18 protein-coding genes and 1 pseudogene are annotated in these 16571 nt (G+C 73.0%); 10 read left to right on the forward strand and 9 right to left on the reverse strand.

Features of this window, described 5'->3' with window-relative positions:
- The first annotated feature begins 15 nt into the window (after window positions 1-15).
- Window positions 16-624, forward strand: coding sequence for a LysE family translocator (locus FB454_RS22075; RefSeq protein ID WP_013286422.1), 609 nt, complete (start codon window positions 16-18; stop codon window positions 622-624).
- Window positions 625-651: 27 nt separating this feature from the next.
- On the forward strand, window positions 652-1359 hold the full coding sequence (locus FB454_RS22080; RefSeq protein WP_013286423.1) for a B3/B4 domain-containing protein: 708 nt from the start codon (window positions 652-654) through the stop codon (window positions 1357-1359).
- A 132-nt stretch (window positions 1360-1491) separates the two neighbouring features.
- On the opposite strand, the gene FB454_RS22085 is transcribed toward FB454_RS22080, so the two are convergent.
- The gene (locus FB454_RS22085) at window positions 1492-1881 is read right to left on the reverse strand and encodes a hypothetical protein (protein ID WP_013286424.1); all 390 of its coding nucleotides are present in this window, start codon (window positions 1879-1881) and stop codon (window positions 1492-1494) included.
- 93 nt (window positions 1882-1974) lie between these two features.
- On the opposite strand from FB454_RS22085, the pseudogene FB454_RS22090 reads away from it, so the two are divergent.
- Window positions 1975-2779, forward strand: a pseudogene (locus FB454_RS22090) (SDR family oxidoreductase).
- A 124-nt stretch (window positions 2780-2903) separates the two neighbouring features.
- On the opposite strand, the gene FB454_RS22095 reads toward FB454_RS22090, so the two are convergent.
- The 5 genes from FB454_RS22095 to FB454_RS22115 form a co-directional block, all read right to left on the reverse strand.
- The gene (locus FB454_RS22095; protein ID WP_145823393.1) at window positions 2904-4010 is read right to left on the reverse strand and encodes a dipeptide ABC transporter ATP-binding protein; all 1107 of its coding nucleotides are present in this window, start codon (window positions 4008-4010) and stop codon (window positions 2904-2906) included.
- Window positions 4007-5071, reverse strand: coding sequence for an ABC transporter ATP-binding protein (locus FB454_RS22100; RefSeq protein ID WP_145823394.1), 1065 nt, complete (start codon window positions 5069-5071; stop codon window positions 4007-4009). Before FB454_RS22100 ends, FB454_RS22095 begins: the two co-directional genes overlap by 4 nt.
- Window positions 5072-5087: 16 nt before the next feature.
- Entirely contained in the window at window positions 5088-6077 is a 990-nt protein-coding gene (locus tag FB454_RS22105; protein WP_047894706.1) for an ABC transporter permease, read from the reverse strand.
- Between the two features lie 65 nt (window positions 6078-6142).
- Window positions 6143-7888 carry an ABC transporter substrate-binding protein gene (locus tag FB454_RS22110; RefSeq protein ID WP_013286428.1) on the reverse strand — a complete coding sequence of 582 codons (1746 nt, stop codon included), beginning with the start codon at window positions 7886-7888 and terminating at the stop codon, window positions 6143-6145.
- Window positions 7889-7944: 56 nt separating this feature from the next.
- Window positions 7945-8952 carry an ABC transporter permease gene (locus FB454_RS22115; RefSeq protein WP_013476719.1) on the reverse strand — a complete coding sequence of 336 codons (1008 nt, stop codon included), beginning with the start codon at window positions 8950-8952 and terminating at the stop codon, window positions 7945-7947.
- A 408-nt stretch (window positions 8953-9360) separates the two neighbouring features.
- On the opposite strand from FB454_RS22115, the gene FB454_RS22120 reads away from it, so the two are divergent.
- From FB454_RS22120 to FB454_RS22135, 4 genes are all read left to right on the forward strand, one after another.
- On the forward strand, window positions 9361-9762 hold the full coding sequence (locus FB454_RS22120; RefSeq protein WP_013286430.1) for an SSI family serine proteinase inhibitor: 402 nt from the start codon (window positions 9361-9363) through the stop codon (window positions 9760-9762).
- Window positions 9763-9788: 26 nt separating this feature from the next.
- Window positions 9789-10790: a pentapeptide repeat-containing protein gene (locus FB454_RS22125; RefSeq protein WP_435089632.1), complete on the forward strand. Its 1002-nt coding sequence runs from the start codon at window positions 9789-9791 to the stop codon at window positions 10788-10790.
- A 188-nt stretch (window positions 10791-10978) separates the two neighbouring features.
- On the forward strand, window positions 10979-11233 hold the full coding sequence (locus FB454_RS22130) for a hypothetical protein (RefSeq protein WP_013286432.1): 255 nt from the start codon (window positions 10979-10981) through the stop codon (window positions 11231-11233).
- Between the two features lie 36 nt (window positions 11234-11269).
- Window positions 11270-11530, forward strand: a complete 261-nt coding sequence (locus tag FB454_RS22135; RefSeq protein ID WP_013286433.1) for a hypothetical protein — start codon at window positions 11270-11272, stop codon at window positions 11528-11530.
- Here the strand turns inward: FB454_RS22135 and rnhA are convergent.
- Window positions 11449-12012, reverse strand: coding sequence for a ribonuclease HI (gene rnhA, locus FB454_RS22140; RefSeq protein WP_013286434.1), 564 nt, complete (start codon window positions 12010-12012; stop codon window positions 11449-11451). The two genes, FB454_RS22135 and rnhA, sit on opposite strands and share 82 nt — an antisense overlap.
- 70 nt (window positions 12013-12082) lie before the next feature.
- Between rnhA and FB454_RS22145 the strand changes: the two genes are divergently transcribed.
- From FB454_RS22145 to FB454_RS22150, 3 genes are all read left to right on the forward strand, one after another.
- Entirely contained in the window at window positions 12083-12871 is a 789-nt protein-coding gene (locus tag FB454_RS22145) for a tyrosine-protein phosphatase (protein ID WP_145823395.1), read from the forward strand.
- A 75-nt stretch (window positions 12872-12946) separates the two neighbouring features.
- Window positions 12947-13111 (forward strand): hypothetical protein, encoded by a 165-nt coding sequence (locus FB454_RS35505; protein WP_486485439.1) that lies wholly within the window; start codon window positions 12947-12949, stop codon window positions 13109-13111.
- Window positions 13108-14064 carry a serine hydrolase domain-containing protein gene (locus FB454_RS22150; RefSeq protein ID WP_486485440.1) on the forward strand — a complete coding sequence of 319 codons (957 nt, stop codon included), beginning with the start codon at window positions 13108-13110 and terminating at the stop codon, window positions 14062-14064. The genes FB454_RS35505 and FB454_RS22150 overlap by 4 nt, the downstream gene beginning before the upstream one ends.
- Here the strand turns inward: FB454_RS22150 and FB454_RS22155 are convergent.
- Both FB454_RS22155 and FB454_RS22160 read right to left on the reverse strand, forming a co-directional pair.
- Window positions 14061-15245 (reverse strand): lycopene cyclase family protein, encoded by a 1185-nt coding sequence (locus tag FB454_RS22155; protein WP_174361716.1) that lies wholly within the window; start codon window positions 15243-15245, stop codon window positions 14061-14063. The two genes, FB454_RS22150 and FB454_RS22155, sit on opposite strands and share 4 nt — an antisense overlap.
- Before the next feature lie 48 nt (window positions 15246-15293).
- The gene (locus FB454_RS22160; protein WP_013286438.1) at window positions 15294-16541 is read right to left on the reverse strand and encodes an MFS transporter; all 1248 of its coding nucleotides are present in this window, start codon (window positions 16539-16541) and stop codon (window positions 15294-15296) included.
- Between the last annotated feature and the right edge of the window lie 30 nt (window positions 16542-16571).

Genomic DNA, 16571 nt, shown 5'->3' on the forward strand with positions numbered 1-16571 from the left:
CACAGGCTGGACCGCATGACAGTCGCCTTCCTGCTGACGTCGCTCGTCGTCGCGATCACTCCGGGCACCGGGGTGATGCACACGCTCGCCACCACTGTGACCGCCGGACGCCGGGCCGGCCTGGCCGCTGCCGCCGGCGGCACGCTCAGCCTCGTCCCGCACGTGATCGCCGCGGTGACCGGACTGGCCGCCCTGCTGCGCGTCGGCACCCCGGCGTTCCGCGTGGTGACCTGGCTGGGCGTGGCGTACCTGCTCTGGATGGCCTGGTCGGCGCTGCGCGACCGGGGCACGTTCGCCCTCGACGGCGACCGGCCCCCGCGTCCGGCGGCGGCCGTGTTCCGGGACGGGGTGCTGCTGAACCTGCTGAACCCGAAGGTGACTGTGTTCTTCGTGGCGTTCCTGCCGCAGTTCGTACCGCCGGACGCGCCCGCCGCCACAGCGCGCATGCTCGCCTGCGGCCTGGTGTTCATGGCCGTCACGCTGCTGGTGTTCACCGGGTACGCGCTGCTGGCCGGGGCGTTGCGCCGACGGGTGCTGTCCCGGCCCCGGCTGACCGGGCTGCTGCGGCACGCCTTCGCCGGCAGCTTCCTCGTCCTGGGCCTCGGCCTCGCGTTCACCGCCTAGCCCTCAGCACCTGGAAGGAGTCTTCCCGTGCGTTTCCGGCACTCCCCCGAGATCTGGTCGGCCTTTCCCGAACTGACCTGCGGCGTCCTGCACGCCACCGGCGTCACGCCCGACGTCGACGTCACGCCACGGCTGGCCGGGTATCTCGGCACCGCCCGGGACCGGCTCGCCGCCGGGCCGGAGGGCGGCTTCCCGGAGATCCAGGCGTGGCGTCGCGCGTTCGCCCGGATGGGCTGCCCGCCGACCCGCTACCGCTGCGCGGCCGAGTCGCTGCTGCGCCGGCTGCGGCGGGACGGGGACCTGCCCCGGCTGCATCCGCTCGTGGACCTCGGCAACGCGCTCTCGGTCCGGTACGCGGCGCCGGTCGCAGTGCTCGACGTGGCCCGGATCGGCGGCGACCTGACAGTGCGCCCGGCCGACGGCACGGAGTCCTATCTAGGGCTCGGCGGTGACAGCGAGCAGCCCGCGCCCGGCGAGGTGATCTTCGCCGACCAGGGCGGGAACGCGCACGCCCGGCGCTGGTGCCACCGGCAGAGCGGCACGTCAGCCGTACGGGCCGGCACCACCGAGGTGCTGGTGGTGGTCGAGGCGATGCACGACGGGGCGGCGCCGACCGTGCGCCGGATGCTGGACGAGCTGGCGGCGGCGCTGGACGAACAGTGGCGCGTGCCGTCGCGGACGGCGCTGCTCACCGCTGACGCGCCCGAGTTCGCCGTGCCGGTCCGGACGGGCTGACCCGCCGGCGTGGTGACGGCCGGTCGCGCGGCGTGACGCCGGCTCCGGGCGTCCGGCGACGACGCCGGCAGCCGCCCGGCTCGTCGTCAGGCATCGGGGTCGTCGGGGCGGTCGCGCGCCATCAGCTCGTCGTCAGGCGTCGGGGTCGATGCGGTCGCGCGCCATCAGCTCGTCGAACTCGGCCGGGGTGATCTCGCCGGTGCGCAGCCGCCGGGCGTTGGCGGCGAACCGGGCCGTCGCCGCGCCGCGCGCGTCCGGCTCGGTGAGCAGCCCGGCGTCGGCCGTCAGAGCGCTCGCGGCACCCGCCACGTCGTGCGGATCGGCCAGGTCGACCGGCTCGCCGTGCAGCTCGCGCAGGGCGTCGGCGAGTCGCGCGTCGGCGGCGTCACCGGTGCCCCACAAGCGCCGGGCGAGGTCGACGGTGCGGCCGAGCGAATCCTCGCCCACCCGTTCGGTGCCTATCTCGGCACGCATCATGCGCAGGAAGCGGATTGTCACAGCGTCGGAGTCATCGGCGATCACGCCCGTACCCTAGCGAGCGGCTACGACGAAACCGCCGGGCGAGCCGGGGTCGTCCGGCCGGTTGAGGTCGCCACCCGCGGGTAGTGCGCGGACATGCCCGAACGATACGAGGACTACGACCGCGTCGCGATCGTCACCGGTGCGGACTCCGGCATCGGCAAGGCGTGCGCGGTGGCGCTCGCCGAGGCCGGTTACGACATCGGCATCACCTGGTACGGCGACGCGGCGGGGGCCGACCGTACCGCCACCGAGGTACGCGCCACCGGCCGCCGCTGCGAGACCGCCGAGCTGGACCTGACCCGGCTGCCCGAAGCGGCGGCGGTGGTCGACGAGCTGGCCGACCGGCTCGGTGGCCTGGGCGTACTCGTCAACAACGCCGGCACCGGCCTGTCCGAGCCCTTCGTGGACGTGAGCTGGGAGAAGTGGCGGGACGTGCTGGCGGTGGACCTGGACGGGCCGTTCCTGTGCTCGCCCGGCCGCCCGGCGGATGCGCGCGGCCGGGCGAGGTGGCCGGATCATCAACATCACCAGCGTGCACGAGCACGCGCCCCGGGTCGGCTCGTCGGCGTACTGCGCGGCGAAGGGCGGGCTCGGCCTGCTCACGAAGGTGATGGCGCAGGAACTGGCGGCCGACGGGATCACAGTCAACGCGGTGGCACCGGGCGAGATCGCCACGCCGATGACCGGGCAGGAGGACGTCGACCCGTTCACGCAGGAGCGTCCCGGCGTGCCGGTGGGGCGCCCCGGTGACGCCCGCGAGGTGGCAGCGGTGGTGGCGATGCTCGCCTCACCGGCTGCGGCGTACGTGACGGGGGCGTCGTGGGCGGTGGACGGGGGGATGCTGCTGATGGGTCCGCAGGCTTCTGCGCTTTCCTCCCATTCGTGGCGCTCGGTCTAGGGTCCGTACCGGGTCACCGTTCAGGCTCCGGTCACCGTTCAGGGCCGGGGGCGACCGTGCCCGGCTCCGGGCGGTCAGGCTTGATCCCTGCGCCGGGCACGGTCGCCCCCGGCCCCGTCGTGGGTCAGGTGCGTTCGTCGGTGCCGGGTTCGGGGGTGGCTCCCACCGCCGCATCCTCTCGGGAGCTTGCGGGCTCGTTCTCGGGGTAGTGGCAGGCGGTTTGCTGTCTGCCGTCGTCGCGGGTGGTCAGCGCCGGTTCTTCGGTGGCGCAGTGGTCGGTGGCTTTCCAGCAGCGGGTGCGGAAGCGGCAGCCCGACGGCGGGTTGAGTGGCGTGGGCACGTCGCCGGTGAGACGGATCCGTCCGGCGGGCCCGAGGGTGGTGACGTCGGGGATCGCGGACAGCAGCGCCCGGGTGTAGGGGTGCTGGGGGTGGGTGTAGATGGTGTCGCGGTCGCCGATCTCGACGATCTTGCCGAGGTACATGACGGCGACGCGGTGGCAGAAGTGCCGCACGACGGCGAGGTCGTGGGCGATGAACACGAACGCCAGGTCGAGGTCGCGTTGCAGGCTGCGGAGCAGGTTGATGACCTGCGCCTGGATCGACACGTCGAGGGCGGAGACGGGTTCGTCGGCCACGATGAGTTTGGGTTTGAGGGCGAGGGCGCGGGCGATGCCGATGCGCTGGCGTTGCCCGCCGGAGAACTCGTGCGGATACCTGTTGTAGTGCTCCGGATTCAACCCGACCAGTTCCAGGAGTTCCTGCACCCGCTTCTTGACGCCGCCGGGTGGGGTGATGCGGTTGACCTGCAACGGCATCGCCACGATCCGCCCCACCGTGTGGCGGGGATTCAGCGACGCGTACGGGTCCTGGAAGATGATCTGCAGGTCCTGCCGCAACCCGCGCAGCTCACCACGCCCCGCGTGGGTGATGTCCCGCCCCGCGAAGGTGATCGACCCGGCGGTGGGCTCCAACAGCCGCACCAGCATCCGCCCGGTCGTGGTCTTCCCGCACCCCGACTCCCCCACCAGTCCGAGGGTCTCGCCCGGCCGCACGTCGAAGTCCAACCCGTCCACCGCCCGCACCGCACCCGTGCTGCGCAGGCCCTGCCGGACGGGGAAGTGCTTGGTCAGCCCCCGCACCGACAGCAGCGGCTCGCCGCCCGGCACCGCACGGACGGCCTCACCCCGCCGGCCGTCGACCGCGCCCGTCGTGTCCCGGTCAGCACTCATCGGGCCACCCCCACCTGCGCGACCTCGTCGCGGTAGATCCGCTCCCGCGCGGCGACCGGCAGATGACACGCCACCAGATGCCCTGCCGCCCCCGCCGGAACCAGCTCCGGAACCTCGGTGCGGGACCGGTCGCCGTTCACGTCGGCCCACCGGCACCGCGGATGAAACGCACACCCCGACGGCAGGTTGATCAGACTGGGCGGGTTACCCGGAATCGGCAGCAGGTCCGCGTCCGCGTCACCGTGCAACGACGGCACACTCGACAACAACCCCCACGTGTACGGATGCTGCGGCGCCCGCAACACCCGCTCCACACTCCCGTGCTCCACCGCCCGGCCCGCATACATCACCAACACGTCATCAGCCACCTGACTGACCACACCCAGGTCATGCGTGATCAACACGATCGCCGACCGGAACTCCTCCTGCAAATCGGCAAGCAGATCCAGGATCTGCGCCTGCACCGTCACATCCAACGCCGTCGTCGGCTCATCCGCGATCAGCAGATCCGGATCGTTCACCAACGCCATCGCGATCATCGCCCGCTGCCGCATCCCACCCGAGAACTCATGCGGATACTGCTCGAACCGCCGCGCCGGCTGCGGAATCCCCACCCGGCCCAACATGTCCACCGCCCGCGTCCGCGCCTCCCGCCGACCGGCCCTCGGATGATGCACCCGGTACGCCTCAGCGATCTGCCCACCCACCGAGTAGTACGGATGCAACGCCGACAACGGATCCTGGAAGACCATCGCCATGTCCCGGCCCCGCAGCCGCCGCACCTCCTCCTCACCCAACCCCACCAGCTGACGCCCACCCACCGAGATCTCCCCCGAGATGACCGTCCGCCTCGCGTTGTGCAAACCGAGGATCGCCAGCGACGTGACGCTCTTACCGGAACCCGACTCCCCCACGATCCCCAGCGTGCGACCCCGCTCCACGGCGAACGACACACCGTCCACGGCCCGCACCACACCGTCCTCGGTGTCGAACCGCACCCGCAGATCCCTGACCCGCAGGTACGGGCCCTCGCCGCGACGCGGCGCCGGAAGCTCCACCATGTCCGTCTCCTCCTCCTCAGCCCAACCGGACCCGTGGGTCGATCACCGCGTACAGCACGTCGACGACGATGTTGGCGACCACGATGAACACCGCCGCCAGCAGCACCGTCGCCATCACCACCGGCAGGTTGAGGAACTGCACCGCCTCCACAGTCGCCTTGCCGAGACCCTGGAGGCCGAAGATCGTCTCGGTGATGAAGGTGCCGCCGAGGCTGGTGCCGATGTCCAGCCCGGCGATCGTGACGATCGGTGTGATCGCCGCCCGCAGCGCGTGCCGGGTGTGCACCTTCCGGGCGGGCAGGCCCTTCGCCCGGGCGGTACGGACGAAGTCCTCCGACAGCGTCTCCACCATCTGCGCCCGGGACAGCCGGGCGTACAACGCCGAGTTGAGGAAGCCGAGCGTCATCCAGGGCAGAATCAGCCCGGCCGCCCAGCGGAACGGGTTCTCGGTCAGCGGGGTGTAGCTGGGGAACGGCAGCAGCCCGGTGGAGTAGACGAGCAGGTAGAGCAGGATCAGCCCGAAGAAGTAGACCTGCATCGACGCCCCGGCCAGCGTGACGCCGATCGCGGCGCGGTCGAACGCCGTACCCCGGCGTAGCGCCGACACCATGCCGAGCGAGATGCCGAGGCCGAGCCAGAGCACGGCGCCGCCGAGGACGATGCTGAAGGTCACCGGGGCGCGCTGGGCGACGATCTCGGTGACGGGCTGGTTGTTGCGGAACGAATAGCCGAGGCAGGGTGCCGGGCAGTCCTGCCGGAAGTCGCCCTCGCCGTAGGTACGGCCGGCGAAGACGCCGCTGACGAAGTCGGCGTACTGCCGGGGCAGCGGCTGGTCGATGCCGAGGCGGCGCTCGACCTGGGCGATGTCCTCGGCCGTGCAGTTCTTGCCGCACATCACCTTCGCCGGGCTGCTCGGCACCGCGAAGAAGAGACCGAACGTGACCAGGCTGATGACGACCAGGGTCAGGGCGGCGACGAGCAGCCGCCGTACGACGAAACGGAGCACGGGAGCACCTCCCCCGGGGTGGGCGCGGGGGGCGGCCGCCGTGGCAGCCGCCCCCCGCGCGGCTGTCACTTCTTCACGTAGATGCCGTTGAGCGAGATGATCCCGAACGCGTCGCTGAGGAAGGCGTTGCCGACCTTCGAGCCGTGCAGCTCGTAGGTGGCGTCGTAGTAGCAGGGCACCACCGGGGCGTACTTGTCCATGATCATGCGGTCGAGCGCCATCCAGCCGGCGTCCTGCTCCGCGGCCGGCAGGTCGCGGACCCGGTCGATCTCCGCGCTGACGGACGGTTCATTGAGGTACGACAGGTTCTGGTTGCCCTCGGCCACGATCTCCCGTCCGTCGTAGACCGGGGGGATGACAGTGGAGCCGGTGGGCCAGTCCGAGCCCCAGCCGGTGAGGTAGAGGTCGTACGGGTTGTCCTTGCGGCCGACCTCGTCGTAGTAGCTGCTGTTGTCGATCGGCTTCATCACGATGTCGAAGCCCATGTCGGTGAGGTTCTTGCGCAGCGCCTCGGCCTGCTGGGTGCGCAGTTCCAGGTTGGAGTGGGCGAGCACCAGCTTCGGCCGCTTGCCGGCGAGCAGCTCGGCGGTCTTGGCCTTGTCGCCGGTGACCGGGGCGTTGTACAGGTCGTACGGTACGAATCCGGCGGTGGTGGGCGACATGAGCGTGGTGGCGGGTGAGCCGGCGGCCTGCCCGCCGAGCACCTTGAGCAGGGCGTCCTTGTCGACGGCGTAGTTCAGCGCCCGCCGGACGCTCAGGTCGGTGACCCGCTGGGTGTTGATGCTCAGCACCCAGTTGTACTGCGTCGGGCCGCGTACCACCCGGTCGGAGACGCCGGATCCGGTGGTGCGGGGCAGCACCGACGGCGGCACGTCCGACCAGCTCAGCGCCGCCTGGTCGGCCGGCCCGTCGGCGACCAGGCGCTCGGCGATCTGGGCCTGCTCCAGGCCGAACGTCATCCGGATCGCGTCCGGGTACGCGTTGCGGATCGGGTCGGTCGCCGGATCCCAGTTCGGGTTGCGTTCCAGCTCCAGCGACACGTCGCGCTGGTAGGTCTTCACCCGGTACGGTCCGGACGAGAACGGCCGCAGGTCGTAGTTCGCGCGGGTGTCCTTCGCGGCGGGCACGGGCGCGCTGGTCGGCAGCGCCGCCGCGTACGGCAGGTCGCAGTGCGGCTGCGGGAAGGTGAACCGGATGGTCCGGTCGTCGGGTGTGGCGACGCCGTCGGGCACCGGCTTGCCCCCGTCGTACGGTCCCTTGTAGGTGGCGTTGTACGCCCCGCCCGGGTAGAGCCACTGCTGGATGTAGTGCGGGCCCTCGTTGAGGTTCGCCGCGAACGACCGGGCGATGCCGTGGGCGACGTCCTTGCTGGACACGGGCGTGCCGTCCTCGTACTTCACGCCGTCGCGCAGGGTGAACTCCCAGACCTTGCAGTCGCCGTTCACGTCCTTGCCGGGGTTGGTGGCCAGGTCGCCGACGAGCAGCAGCTTGCCGCTGCCGTCCTCCTTGTAGCCGTTGAGCGCGCGGTACAGCAGCCCACCGGCGACCTGCTGCACGTTGACGTAGTTGCGGGCCGGGTCGAGGTGCTCGAAGTCGGCCGGCTGCATCACGGTGAGGGTGCCGCCGCGGGTCGCCCCGTCGACGTCCTTCGCCGGGCCCTGGTTGTCGGCGGCCTCGTACGAGATCGATCCGCTCTGGGTCTTGGTCTTCTGGTCGTCGCCGCCGCCGTCGTCGGTGGTGGGGCTGCAGCCGGCGGCGGCCAGCGCCGCCGCGGCGAGGACACCTGTCAGTGTCCGGGTTCGTGCGCGCACGGTGTGCTCCTTCCTGCCCGGCGGCCCCCGCCGGCCGGGCACTGATGGCCGTGGGACTACCGGGTGGAGCGGGGGTCCAGCGAGTCGCGCAGCGCGTCGCCGAGCAGGTTGAACGCCAGGACCAGCAGGAAGACCGTCAACCCGGGGAACAGGGTGTACCAGGGGTCGCTCGCGACGTAGCCGATGCTGTTGAAGATCATGCGGCCCAGGTCGGGCGTGGGTTCGGTGACGCCGATGTTGACGAACGCCAGCGCCGCCTCGATGGCGATGAACTGCGGCACCATCAGCGAGACGGTGACCAGGATCGGCGCCCAGATGTTCGGCAGCAGCTGCCGCAGCAGGATGTGCGTGGTGCCGGCGCCGGCCGCACGGGCCGCCTCGACGAACTCCCGCTCGCGCAGCGAGATCACCTGCCCGCGGACCAGCCGCGCGGTGTACGTCCAGCTGAACAGGCCGAACGTCGCGACGATCAGGGCCACCCGGAAGGCCGGCGACGGCGCCTCCCGGTCGGAGTAGAAGCGGTCCTGGAGGATCGGGATGACCGCGAGCGCGAAGATGAGGAACGGGAACGCCAGCGTGAGGTCGATCAGCCAGTTGACGACGCTGTCCAGCCAGCCTCTGGCCCACCCGGCCAGCACACCGACAGCGACACCGATGCCGGATGCCAGCAGCGCCGAGGTGAACGCGATGAACAGGGACGTCCGCAGGCCGTAGACCAGTTGCATCAGGATGTCCCGGCCGCTGCCGGGTTCGAGCCCCAGCCAATGGTCGGAGCTGATTCCGCCGGCGTACCCGATCGGCATTCCGAAATCGTTGAGGCGGTCCACGAACTTGTCGGTCGGGTCGATTCCGGTGAGCCGTCCCAGCAGAGGCGCGCCGAGCGCCACCAGGGCGGCGACGGCGAGCGTTACGGCGCTGGCCTTGGCCGTACGGTCGCGTTTGAGCCGCAGCCAGGCGAGCCGGCCGGGCGACCGGCCGACGAATTCGCCGGGCCGGCCGGCGGGGCCGGGAACGGCCTCGACATCGGGGCCGGGAGCGGCCGGTGGGTGCGACAGTTCGCTCATGAGCAGTCCTCCCGACGGGGACGAAAACGCCCTGCCACCCGACGGTAATGCGCTATGAGGTGCTCAAAAGAATCGTTCCGGTAACGGCCGTTCCGGTTGTCGTGCATTGACAACGATCCGGCGTACGGAATGCATCGGCGCAATAACGGCCCGATTCGGTTGTCAGCCTTTCAGGTGGCCGTACCGCCAATTCGGAATGCGCTCCCGCGAGGCACTCGGGCGGTTGTCAGCCGTTCGGGCATTCCCGTGCGCCGATGTAACACCGGACCGGCGGCGGGGTCGACTGGCGTAACACTTCGTGACTCTTCGCGTTCACACCGTCCACCTAGGGTTCTCGGCGGTCCGGTTCGCACGACGTGCCGGGCCGTCCACCGGCCCTCACCCGGGGCCCCGACGGAAGGACCACCCATGCCCTTCGCCCGACGTACCGCCGCTCTGGCCCTGGCCGCCGCGCTCGGCGGCCTCGCCGCGCCGGCCTCTCCCGCGCAGGCCGCGCCGCGCCCCGGCCCGGAGACCCCCTCGGTGCTCCTGCTCACCGTCGACGACGGCGCCGGCCTGCGCGCCACGGTGCTGACCTGCGGGCCCACCGGCGGCCTGCACCCCGACCCGATCACCGCCTGCCGGCTCGTCGCCCGCGTCGACGGTGACCTGGACGCGCTCGACGTGGACGGTGCGCCGTGCACCTCGCAGTACGACCCGGTCGTCGCGCGTGCCGTGGGCATCTGGCAGGACCGCCCGGTCTCCTACACCCGGACGTTCGGCAACGCCTGCCTGATGCAGCGCACCACCGCCTCCCTCTTCACCTTCTGACCCCGCCTCACCTTGTCGCGTTGATCATGAGGTTGGCGGCGGTTCCGGTCCGTTTTGTCGCCGTCAACTTCATGATCGACGGGGTGGGTCGGGAGGTGGGTGGGGTGGGTGCGGAGAATGGGGGCGGGGTGTTCGGAGGGGAGACTGTGCGGGTGGACGGGCCGGTGGCGGGCGGGGGCGGCGGGCGGGAGTTGCGGGCGGACTGCTCGCGCTGCGCCGGGGTGTGCTGCGTCGCTCCCGCGTTCACCGCGTCGGCCGACTTCGCCATCGACAAGCCCGCCGGGCGGCCCTGCCCGAACCTGGGCGCCGACTTCCGCTGCGGCATCCACACCGAGCTGCGGCAACGCGGCTTCCCCGGCTGCACCGTGTTCGACTGCTTCGGCGCCGGTCAGCACCTCACCCAGCACACGTATGCCGGCCGCGACTGGCGTGCCGACCCGGCCACCGCCGCGCGGATGTTCGACAGCTTCGCGGTGCTGCGGCCGCTGCACGAGCTGCTGTGGTACCTGACCGAGGCGGTACGCCTGACCCCGCCCGGCCCGCTGCGCGACGAGCTGACCGCCGCGCTCGACGAGACCGGCCGGCTCACCGACGGCACCCCCGACGACCTGCTCGCCCTCGACGTCGACGCGCACCGGGACCGGGCCAACCGGCTGCTGTCCCGCGCCGCCGAACAGGCCCGCGCCGGGCGGGCCGGCCCGGACCGCCGGGGCGCGATGCTGATCGGGACGGACCTGCGCCGTACCCCGCTGACCGGGGCGAACCTGCGCGGCGCCTGCCTGATCGGGGCCGACCTGCGGGGCGTACGCCTCGGCGCCGCCGACCTGACCGGCGCGGACCTGCGCGGGGCCGACCTGCGCGGCGCGGACCTGGGCGAGTGCCTGTTCACGCACCAGTCGCAGCTCGACGCCGCACGCGGCGACCACCGCACGGTGCTGCCGCCCGGACTACGCCGCCCATCCCACTGGTCCCTGACGCTGACCCCGACGCGCCCTCAGCCGCGCCAGCGCCGCCCCCGACCCCGCTGACGCCACCCCGCCCGCACTCGCGCCCGCGCTCGCGCTCGCACAGCGGTGATCAAGGAGTTTGTGTCCGGTTCGGGGCCGGATCGGGACACGAACTCCTTGATCACCGCGAGACGGGCCGGGGCCGCGTTTGGTGGGGGTGGGGTGGGGTAGGCGGCGCGGACGACTGTTGACCGACAGGAGGGCCACCGGTGGGGTATCGGGCACGCGACGGTGAGGAGCCGGTCGACCCGGCGCACGCCGAGGACGAGGCCGGGCAGGTGCCGCTGGTGCAGACGGCCGCGGACACCGACGTGCCGGCCCCCGCTCCCGGTGCGCCGAAACCGGACGAGGTGACCGAGGACGACGGATCCGGCATGGCGGGCGGCGCCTCCGGCAGCAGCTCGGGCGGCTCCTCGATGCCGACCCACCCGGACGCGGCCCGCGGACGGGACGCCGCCCGCTGAACGTTTGCCGTCACCCGCTGCGGGCAGGAGTGCGACATGACCAGTGAAGAGTCCTTCGGCCGCGCGGCCGGTGACGAACCCGACGGCGCGACCGCGTACGAGGCGTCCCTGCGCCCGCCGGGCGAATCCCTGCACACCACCGACGACACCGGTGACGACTTCGCCGACCTGCCCGCCGAGGACCGGCGCTCGGCACGGGAGGTCAGCCGCGCCGGTTACGACGTCGATGCGGTCTCCGGCACCGGCGACCCGTCCGAGGAGCCGGAGGAGATCGAGGAGGGCCGGCCGCTGCGCTGAGCCGTACGCGGGGCGGCCGCCGCGCCGCTCCGCGCCTCGGTCATGCCCCGGTTCGCCAGCGCGTCGGCGCGCTCGTTCTCCGGGTGCCCGTTGTGGCCCTTCACCCACAGCCACGTCACGTCGTGCCTGGCGCAGGCCGCCTCCAGCGCCTGCCACAGGTCGGCGTTCTTCACCGGCTGCTTCGCCGCGGTCAGCCAGCCGTTGCGCTTCCACGCGTTCAGCCAGCCGGTGATGCCGTTGCGCACGTACGTGCTGTCGGTGTGCAGCCGTACCGTCACCGGTCGGGTGAGGCTCTCCAGCGCCCGGATCGCGGCGGTCAGCTCCATCCGGTTGTTGGTGGTCGGGGTGGCCTCGCCGCCGCACAGCTCCCGCTCGTGCCCGCCCCAGCGCAGCACCGCACCCCACCCGCCGGGCCCGGGATTGCCGCTGCACGCGCCGTCGGTCCAGATCTCCACGACCCGGCCGGTCTCCGCCTCCGCCATGCCCGGCAACCTACCGGGTACGCGAGCACGCGGGACCACCCGACCCGCCGCGCCCGGCTAGCGTGCCGGTGTGACCACTCCCCCGGACTTCGCCACGCTCTGCAACTTCCGTGACCTCGGCGGCTGGCGGACCGGCGACGGCCGCACCGTCGCCCGGGGCCGCCTCTACCGCTCCGACTCGCTGGCCAAGCTCGCCGGTGAGGATCTGGAACGGTTCGCGGCGCTCGGCGTCCGCACCGTGATCGACCTGCGGTACCCGTGGGAGATCGCCGACCGCGGCCGGGCCCCGGAGAGCCTCGGCGTGACCTGGCTCAACCTGAGCATCGAGCACCGGCCGTACGTGCAGGCCGACATCGACCCCGACGTGGACCCGTGGCGCTACCTGGCCGACCGGTACGCCGAGGTGGCCGAGGACGGCGTGGCCGAGCTGCGCCAGGCGATCGAGGTGATCGCGGACGGCGAGCACCCGCTGGTGTTCCACTGCGCGTCCGGCAAGGACCGCACCGGACTGCTCGCCGCGCTGGTGCTGTCCCTGCTCGGCGTCGACGAGGACCAGATCGCAGCGGACTTCGCGCTCACCGAGCAGGCCACCGACCGCCTGGTCGCCGAGTGGCGGGACCGCAACGGCGGCGCCACGCCGGGCTGGCCCGCGTACGGGCGGGCGCCGGCCGAGATCATCCGGCTGGTGCTGGCCGAGCTGCGGGCCGCCCACGGTTCGGTGCACGGGTACGTGACCGGCCGGCTCGGCGTCGGCCAGGAGACGATCGACGCGCTACGCGCCCGGCTGCTGACCGGCGACTCCATCCCGCTGCCCACCCAGGGCACCACCGGCAGTACGCCGACGCCGGCCGGCCGGTAGAGCACCGCCGGCCGCCGTCGCCGTCCCCCGAAATGCGGACGACGTCGATGCCATGGTCTGGCACGCTGCGGGATCGTGGACACGCGGTGGGACGGCCTGCGGGCCGAGGTACGGGCGACGATCGGCGAGCTGGTCTCCTCCGGGCGGGAGGCCGGTGTGCAGGTGGCCGCCTACCTGGACGGGTCGCGATCGTCACCGAACAGGCCGGGCTCGCCGACACCACCACCGGCCGGCCGATGACGGCCGACACGCCCGTGCACGCGGTCTCCACCGGCAAGGGCCTCACCGCCACAGTGGTGCACGTGCTGGCCGAGCGGGGGCGGCTCGACTACGACCTGCCGCTGGCGCGGGTGTGGCCGGAGTTCGCCCGGCACGGCAAGGACGGCATCACGCTGCGGCACGTGCTCACCCACACCGCCGGTCTGCCCGCGCTGCCGGCCGACGTCACGCCGGAGGACTTCACCGACTGGACGCGCATGTGCGAGCTGCTCGCCGACGCGCGGCCGCTGTGGGCACCGGGCGAGCGGCTCGCGTACCACGCCTGGACGTGGGGCTGGCTGCTCGGCGAGGTGATCAGGCGGGTCACCGGCGCCCCGGTGTCGCAGGTGCTCGCCGAGGAGGTGGCCGGGCCGCTCGGCGTGGACCGGGAACTGTTCCTCGGCGTACCGGAGGCGGACCTGCCCCGCCTGGCCCGGCTGGAGGACGCCGGCCTGTCCGCGCTGATGACCTGGGGCGGGGTCAACCTGCCGCACTTCGACGCGGTCGCCCCGCCCGCGGTACGCCCGGACACCGTCATCGGCTCCCGCCCCGACGTGCTGCGCGCCGACGTGCCGTCGGTCGGCACGATGAGCGCCCGCGCGGTGGCCCGGATGTACGCGGCGCTGCTCGGTCCGGTCGACGGGGTACGGCTGATCTCCGCCGAGCGGACGCGGGAGGTGTCCGCCCCGGCGGTACGCGCGCAGGAGTGGGTGTTCGGGCAGGAGAGCACGTTCGGGCTCGGGTACGCGGTCGAGGACGACGGATCGTTCGGCACCGCCGGTAGCGGCGGCAGCCTCGCGTTCGCGTACCCGGAGCTGGGGTTGACGGTGGCGGCGGTGCGCAACCGGCTCGGCGCGGGCGACGGTGACCCGATGGAGCAACTACGGACGCTGGTGCGCGACCGCGTCGCCGCGGCGACCGGCCACCGAGGCTAGCGGCGCAGGCGGGCGCGCAGCCGGCCGGCCGCGTCGCCGAGCACCGCGCCGGTCATCGGCAGCAGCGGGCTGGACCGCATCACCGCCAGGTCCTCGGCGGGGCTGGTCAGGCCGTCGAGGAACCGCAGCACCCGCTCCGGCGGGTTGCGGTCGAACAGCCGCTCGAAGAACTCCACGCCGCCGACGTGCCCCCGGTCCAGCGCGCGCAGCGCCACCGCGTCCATCCACAGGTGCCGGCCCGGGTACGCGGGCGCCGGCACCGGCGGACGGCCGGCGGCGTGCGCCCCGGCCACCTGGTCGGCCTGGCGCAGCATCGCCGAGAACGTGAACCCGGTGGACGGGCGCGTCGCCCCACCGGCGGTGCCCAGCCGCACCACGCGCGGGCTCGGGCGGGACTCGAACGGCCCGTCGGTCATCGGGATCACGCCGTCCTCGACCTCCCGCACCCGCAGCGCGGTCAGGTCCAGGCCGAGCAGGTCCGCGTACCCGCGCAGCGCCGCGTCGTAGCCCGCGTCGTCGAGCAGGGCCGGCCCGAACTCGGTGTACTCGACGAGCGCGAACCGGTCGTCGACCGGCAGCACGTACCCGAAGGACACCCCGCGCGCCGGCTGCGGAGTGCGGAAGTCCATCAGCACCGCCCGCTCCGGGTCGAACGTGGGCCGGTCGGCGGCCAGCCACCAGCCCCGGAAGTGCTGCAACCAGCTGGTCCGCCCCGGCCGCTTCGGCCGCCGGGGCCGCGAGTCCAGCACCCACCCGGCCCGCACCAGGTCCCGCCCGTCCGGGTCGCGGACCGTGACCCGCTCACCGTCGTCGTGCAGTTCCCCCGCCGGGACGCTGATCCGGACCGCGTCCAGCCGCCGCTCGGCCTCGGCAGCCCGGTCGTAGACCGGGGCGGAGCGGAGCATGGCGTACCGCAGGGGGTCGAGCGACAGGACACGGCGGCCGGCCGGCGTGACCACGTCGACCTGCGACCAGCTCGCGCTCAGCATCGGGTCGAGGTCGTCGCCGGGCAGGCCCCAGAACGCCCAGGTGCGGTCCTGGCCGCGCTTGTGCACCGGGTCGACCACCGCGACCCGCAGCCCGGTCACGTCGTGGCGGTCCAGCGCGGCCAGGACCAGGGACGCGGCGCCGCCGCCGCCGACCAGCGCGAGGTCGACGTCGACCGGGAAGGATGCGTGCATCCGGCCACGCTGCCACATCGGCGGAGGCGGCCACCGGCCGACCCGCGCTCAGGCCACCGGCGCGGGCTTCTGCGGGGCCGGCTCGGCGTAGGCGGCGGCCACCGTCGCCCGGTCGAAGACCCGCCACGTCGCGGCGATCACCGCGACCGCCACCACGAAACCCACCCAGTACGGCGCGGTGATGCCGAACCGGGCCGCCACCACGCCGCCGAGCAGCGCGCCGACGCAGTTGCCGCCCGCCGCGACGAACAACGTGGTGCTGCCGACCCGGCCCATCAACGCGGGCGGGGTGAGGCGCTGCCGCAGCGAGTTCGCCACGATGTTCCACAGCGCGCTGTGCGCCCCGAACGCGAACAGCGCGAACCCGACCACGGCCGCGCTGCGGGACGCGGCGAGCGCCAGGTGCAGTCCCGCCTCGACCAGCAGCCCGGTCCGCACCGTCCAGGTGGGTGTGATGGCGGCGATCAGCCGGTCCCCCACCAGCGAGCCGAGCACCCCGCCGACCGCCATGCAGGTGAACAACGCGCCGTAGCCGACCGAGCCGAGACCGAGCCGCTCGGTGGCGAGCAGAACCAGCACCGCCACGGCCGCGGTGAGCGTGACGTTCAGCAGGCCGATCAGCACGGTCATGGTGCGCAGCAGCCGCTGCCCCCACAGCCAGCGGAACCCCTCCGCGACCTCCGCCCGCACCGAGCGCCGCTCCTCCGGCGCCGGCCCGCCCCGGTACGTCCCGGCGAGCAACCCCACCAGGACGGCGCTGAGCGCGTACGTGCCGGCGTTGAGGGCGAACGGCAGCGACGCCGCCAGCACGAACAGGAACCCGCCGAGCGGGCCGGCGATCATGTTCTGCATCACCTGGGTGCCGCCGCCCAGCCAGCCGTTGGCGCGTTCCAGCAGGGAGCGCGGCACCACCGCCGGCAGCACCGCCTGCGCGGCGGTCCGGAACACCACCTCGCCGGTGTTCACCACGAACAGCACCGCGTAGAGCAGCGCGATCCCGGCCCGGTCGGCCAGCATCGCCGCCGCCAGCACGGCCAGCGCGCCGACGCGTACCCAGTCGATGAGCACCATCAGCCGCCGCCGGTCCACCCGGTCCGCCAGGACGCCGCCGGGCAGCGCGAACAGCAGCCACGGCAGCCACGACACCGCCGCCCCGGCCGACACCACCAGCGGATCGTCGGTGATCGACGCCACGTACAGCGGCGCGGCCACCGTCGCCGTCCCGCTACCCAGCGCGGACAGCGTGCTCGCCGTCCACAGTCGGGCGAAGCGCCCGCCGAGCCGTTCCCCCGTCACGGCGAGGCAACCTACCAGCGGCGACGCGCG

It is taken from the genome of Micromonospora sp. CNZ297, from assembly GCF_007827625.1.

Coding starts and splice junctions, on each gene's coding strand:
- FB454_RS22075 (WP_013286422.1), top strand. CDS start 16: ATGACAGTCGCCTTCCTGCTGACGTCGCTCGTCGTCGCGATCACTCCG.
- FB454_RS22095 (WP_145823393.1), bottom strand. CDS start 4,010: ATGAGTGCTGACCGGGACACGACGGGCGCGGTCGACGGCCGGCGGGGT.
- FB454_RS22100 (WP_145823394.1), bottom strand. CDS start 5,071: ATGGTGGAGCTTCCGGCGCCGCGTCGCGGCGAGGGCCCGTACCTGCGG.
- FB454_RS22115 (WP_013476719.1), bottom strand. CDS start 8,952: ATGAGCGAACTGTCGCACCCACCGGCCGCTCCCGGCCCCGATGTCGAG.
- FB454_RS22120 (WP_013286430.1), top strand. CDS start 9,361: ATGCCCTTCGCCCGACGTACCGCCGCTCTGGCCCTGGCCGCCGCGCTC.
- FB454_RS22125 (WP_435089632.1), top strand. CDS start 9,789: ATGAGGTTGGCGGCGGTTCCGGTCCGTTTTGTCGCCGTCAACTTCATG.
- FB454_RS22135 (WP_013286433.1), top strand. CDS start 11,270: ATGACCAGTGAAGAGTCCTTCGGCCGCGCGGCCGGTGACGAACCCGAC.
- rnhA (WP_013286434.1), bottom strand. CDS start 12,012: ATGGCGGAGGCGGAGACCGGCCGGGTCGTGGAGATCTGGACCGACGGC.
- FB454_RS22150 (WP_486485440.1), top strand. CDS start 13,108: ATGACGGCCGACACGCCCGTGCACGCGGTCTCCACCGGCAAGGGCCTC.
- FB454_RS22155 (WP_174361716.1), bottom strand. CDS start 15,245: ATGCACGCATCCTTCCCGGTCGACGTCGACCTCGCGCTGGTCGGCGGC.